General features: G+C 67.4%; 5 protein-coding genes. 1 reads left to right on the top strand and 4 read right to left on the bottom strand.

All coding sequences use genetic code 11. The features are described 5' to 3' along the window. The 4 genes from ELR45_RS40915 to ELR45_RS14955 all read right to left on the bottom strand — a co-directional run. Nucleotides 1-211, bottom strand: a 211-nt coding sequence (locus ELR45_RS40915) for a 2Fe-2S iron-sulfur cluster-binding protein (protein WP_240759730.1), incomplete at its 3' end; no start/stop codon positions are given. Nucleotides 212-215: 4 nt separating this feature from the next. Further along, nucleotides 216-2024: a fumarate reductase/succinate dehydrogenase flavoprotein subunit gene (locus tag ELR45_RS14945; RefSeq protein ID WP_129667136.1), complete on the bottom strand. Its 1809-nt coding sequence runs from the start codon at nt 2022-2024 to the stop codon at nt 216-218. A 108-nt stretch (nt 2025-2132) separates the two neighbouring features. Next, the gene (locus tag ELR45_RS14950) at nt 2133-2990 is read right to left on the bottom strand and encodes a hypothetical protein (protein ID WP_240759731.1); all 858 of its coding nucleotides are present in this window, start codon (nt 2988-2990) and stop codon (nt 2133-2135) included. A gap of 5 nt (nt 2991-2995) precedes the next feature. Continuing rightward, entirely contained in the window at nt 2996-3292 is a 297-nt protein-coding gene (locus ELR45_RS14955; protein ID WP_129667137.1) for a hypothetical protein, read from the bottom strand. 271 nt (nt 3293-3563) lie between these two features. On the opposite strand from ELR45_RS14955, the gene ELR45_RS14960 reads away from it, so the two are divergent. Next, on the top strand, nt 3564-4202 hold a 639-nt coding region (locus tag ELR45_RS14960), incomplete at its 3' end, for a fructosamine kinase family protein (protein WP_129667345.1).

The following is a 4202-nucleotide window of genomic DNA, read 5'->3' on the forward strand; positions in this document are numbered from 1 at the left end:
ACCGGGGTTTGCCGTTGATCTCCGCGCTACACGAGCCACACTTGCCAGCCTTGCAGTTCCACCGTACGGCCAAGTCGCCGGTCTGAGTGGCCTGCAACCGATGTAGCGCATCAAGGACCACCTCGCCCTCTTCGACGGGCACGACGTAGTCGGCCAGGTCGCCGCCCGACTCGTCACCTCGCCAGACTCTCATCTTCAGGTCGTAACCCATATGTTCACTTCTCCTCGAACAGGTCGCGCAGGTCGTCGGGCATGGAGGGCAGCGGCTCACGTTGGATCGACACTGCCTGCTCACTCTCGTCGAGCGAGCAGTGCAGATTCACTGTGGCCCAGGTGTCGTCGGTTGCCGGGAAGTCGTCCCGGGTGTGCCCGCCGCGGCTCTCGGTCCGCTCGAGCGCGGCCTTGGCGATACATTCAGAGACCAGCAGCATGTTGCTGAGGTCCAGCGCCAGGTGCCAGCCGGGGTTGTATTGGCGATGCCCCTCGACGCTGAGCTGCGCCGTCCGCTGCCGGAGCCGGTCCAGCTCCTCCAGCGCTTTCTGCATCTCATCCGCGCTGCGGATGATGCCGACGAGGTTGTGCATGACGTCCTGCAGGTCCTGCTGCACGCTGTAGGCGTTCTCGCCGCCTTCTCGCTCGAACGGTGCCAGAGCGTCTTCGGCCGCCGTGCGTATGTCGTCGTCCGAAACGGCAGCGCGCTCGGTGACGCTCGCCGCCGCCTCGGCGGCCGCCGTGCCCGCCCGGCGGCCGAAGACCAGCAGGTCGGAGAGGGAGTTGCCGCCAAGCCGGTTGGCGCCGTGCATGCCCCCGGCCACTTCGCCCGCTGCGTACAGTCCAGGCACCGCGGACTCCGCCGTGTCCGGCTCGACGGCCACCCCACCCATCACGTAGTGGCAGGTCGGCCCGACCTCCATCGCCTCGGCGGTGATGTCGACGTCGGCGAGCTCCTTGAACTGGTGGTACATCGAGGGCAGCCGCCGCTGGATGTACTCCGCGGGGTGCCGGGAGGCGATGTCCAGGAAGACACCGCCGTGCGGCGATCCACGGCCGGCCTTCACCTCGGAGTTGATGGCGCGGGCGACCTCGTCGCGGGGGAGCAGCTCCGGCGGGCGCCGGTTGTTCGTCTTATCCTTGTACCAACGGTCGGCCTCTTCCTCGGAGTCGGCCGTCTCGGCTTTGAAGAACTCCGGTATGTAGTCGAACATGAACCGCTTGCCTTCGCTGTTGCGGAGCACGCCGCCGTCGCCGCGGACCGACTCGGTGACCAGAATGCCCTTCACCGACGGCGGCCACACCATGCCGGTGGGATGGAACTGGACGAACTCCATGTTCACCAGCGATGCTCCGGCCTGCAGCGCCAACGCATGCCCGTCGCCGGTGTACTCCCACGAGTTGGACGTCACCTTGTACGACTTGCCGATCCCGCCCGTGGCGAGGACGACGGTGGGAGCCTCGAAGACGATGAACCGGCCCGACTCGCGCCAGTAGCCGAATGCACCGGCGATCCGGCCGTCACTCTGCAACAGCCGGGTGACAGTGCACTCCATGTAGACGTCGATCCCGAGCGCTACGGTCCGCTGCTGCAGCGTGCGAATGAGTTCCAGGCCGGTGCGGTCACCGACGTGAGCCAGCCGCGCGTAGCGGTGGCCGCCGAAGTCTCGCTGGGAGATCAGCCCGTCGGGTGTGCGGTCGAACAGCGCTCCCCACTCTTCCAGCTCGTGGATGCGGTCCGGAGCCTCCTGTGCGTGCAGCTGCGCCATCCGCCAGTGGTTGAGCATCTTCCCGCCGCGCATGGTGTCGCGGAAGTGCACCTGCCAGCTGTCCTCGGAGTAGACGTTGCCCATGGCGGCCGCGGCGCCGCCCTCGGCCATCACCGTGTGTGCCTTGCCGAGCAGTGACTTACAGATGACGGCCACCCGCGCCCCGGCGTCGCGAGCGGCGATGGCGGCCCGCAGACCGGCGCCGCCGGCGCCCACGACCAGCACGTCGTAGCTGTGACGTTCGATGGTGCTGGGATCGGTCATCTGGAGCCGTCTCCTTCGCTGGTGCGGGACGTGGTCGGAGAGTGGACGGGCGGCGCGACGATCGGCTCGCCTGGCGAGGCAGCGCTGTGGCGTCGCATCACACGGTCCCTAGAAGAAACGTAGGTCGTCGAACCAGCCGGCTGCCACTGCCATCACGTAAAAGTCGGTGAATGCCAGGGTGCCGAGTGTGATCCACGCATACTGCATGTGCCGTGTGTTGAGCCGGGAGACGAAGGTCCACCATCGGTAGCGGATCGGGTTGCGGGAGAAGCTCTTCAACCGTCCGCCGGTGACATGCCTGCATGAGTGGCAGGAGAGCGTGTATGCCCACAGCATGACCACGTTGACCAGCAGGACCAGGTTGCCCAGCCCCATCCCGAACCCGTCTTCGCCGTCGAACGCGAGGATCGCATCGTAGGTGTTGATCAGCGTGACGATGAGCGCGGCATAGAAGAAGTAGCGGTGCGCATTCTGCAGGATCAGCGGGAATCGGGTCTCACCGGTGTAGGACTTGTGCCGATCCGGCACCGCGCAGGCAGGTGGGGAGAGCCAGAAGCTGCGGTAGTAGGCCTTGCGGTAGTAGTAGCAGGTGAGCCTGAACAACAGCAGGAACGGCAGGCTGAACGCGGCGTACGGGAGGAGCGGATGGTCGGCGAGCACACGGCCGATGTGCGCGGACTCCGGTACACAGGCGTTCGATATGCATGGCGAGTAGAACGGTGTCAGATAATGGTGCTCGGCCACCCAGTAGTTCTCCTGCAGGAACACTCGCACGGTCGCATAGATGACCCAGGCGCTCAGACCGATGACGGTGAGCGCCGGAGCCAGCCAGTAACGGTCCTGACGGAGCGTGCGCAGGCTGATCCGGGCGCGGGAGGGTGCGTTGACGCCGCCGGGACTGGGCGCGGTCGCGGCGGCCGCGGTACCGGTCGGACGTTCTGGTTCGGAGGCTTCGGTTCCAGTCATTGTCATCAGGGTGCGTGCCGATCCGGTGCGCCGAGACCTTCGTCTTCGGCTCCAGCCCACATGCTGGGGTCGTATGGGGTGTCGGGTATCGCCTCGAGCGGGCCGTCGATGTGTGAGCGGCGGCCGGGATGTGGCTCGCCCAGTTCCTCGAGGTCTTCGGAGAGCCTGGCGACGTCACTGGTCAGGCGGCGGACACCAAGCGTGTCGCCATATGCCTGTCGCAGCCGGGAGACAGCGGACTCAAGTGTGGTGACGGCAGCCGCCACCGCGTCGCGGCACTCTGGTGCGCTTCCAGTGCCCATACGGCCTCCCTGCGAACGTCGACGGTCGCTAGTGGTTGGTGATCCTATCTCGCCGGATGTGGCCAGGGATCACGGCCGCAGCTTTGCACGGACGGGCGGTCAAAATCCAGGGCTTGGCTTCCTTCTTCTGTGACAATTCACACGTCGCAGCGCTGCTGGGATGCCCACGGATACGTGTCGGGCCGAGGCGGATCGACTCCTGAGGTGAGTGAGCCGCTGCGGGCTCGGCGCTGATTGCCATAATGCGTAACCAGCAGAGAGGAGCACCCCCGTGACAGCCGCGACGTCTTTCCTGCTCCAACGCCTGCACGCGGTCGGCCTGACCGACGTCGTCGCGGTCGAGCCGGCCACTGGAGGCCTCGCCGCGACGGCGGGGCTCGCGCGCCGCCGTGACGGCACGTCGGTGTTCGTCAAGGCGTTCGGCGAGCCGCCCTCGGACGATGCCTTCGCCGTGGAGGCCGAGGGGCTCACCGCGCTGCGCGAGGCGGGCGGCGTCGCCACGCCCGAGGTCATCCTCGCGGACCGCGACCTGCTCGTGCTGTCCGCACTGCAGCCCCGGGCTGGCACCGAGGCCTTCTGGGAGCAGTTCGCGCATGCGCTCGCCCACCTGCACACCACCACGCGGTACCCACGGTTCGGGTGGCACCGGGACAACTGGCTGGGGCGTCGTCGGCAGGTCAACACGTGGGAGGACGACGGGTTCGAGTTCTTCGCCCAGCACCGTCTACTGCGCTGGCTCGGCGAGCGTCGCGTCGAGGAGGCGCTCGACGCCACGGACCGGGCGGCGCTGAAGCGGCTGTGCGATCGGCTGCCCGAGCTGCTGCCGGTCAGGCCCGCGTGCCTGACGCACGGCGACCTGTGGGCGCTGAACGTCATGGCCACCCCCGACGGGCGGCCCGCGCTGATCGAC

It is taken from the genome of Phytoactinopolyspora endophytica, from assembly GCF_004138495.1.
Classification (GTDB): Bacteria; Actinomycetota; Actinomycetes; order Jiangellales; family Jiangellaceae; genus Phytoactinopolyspora; species Phytoactinopolyspora endophytica.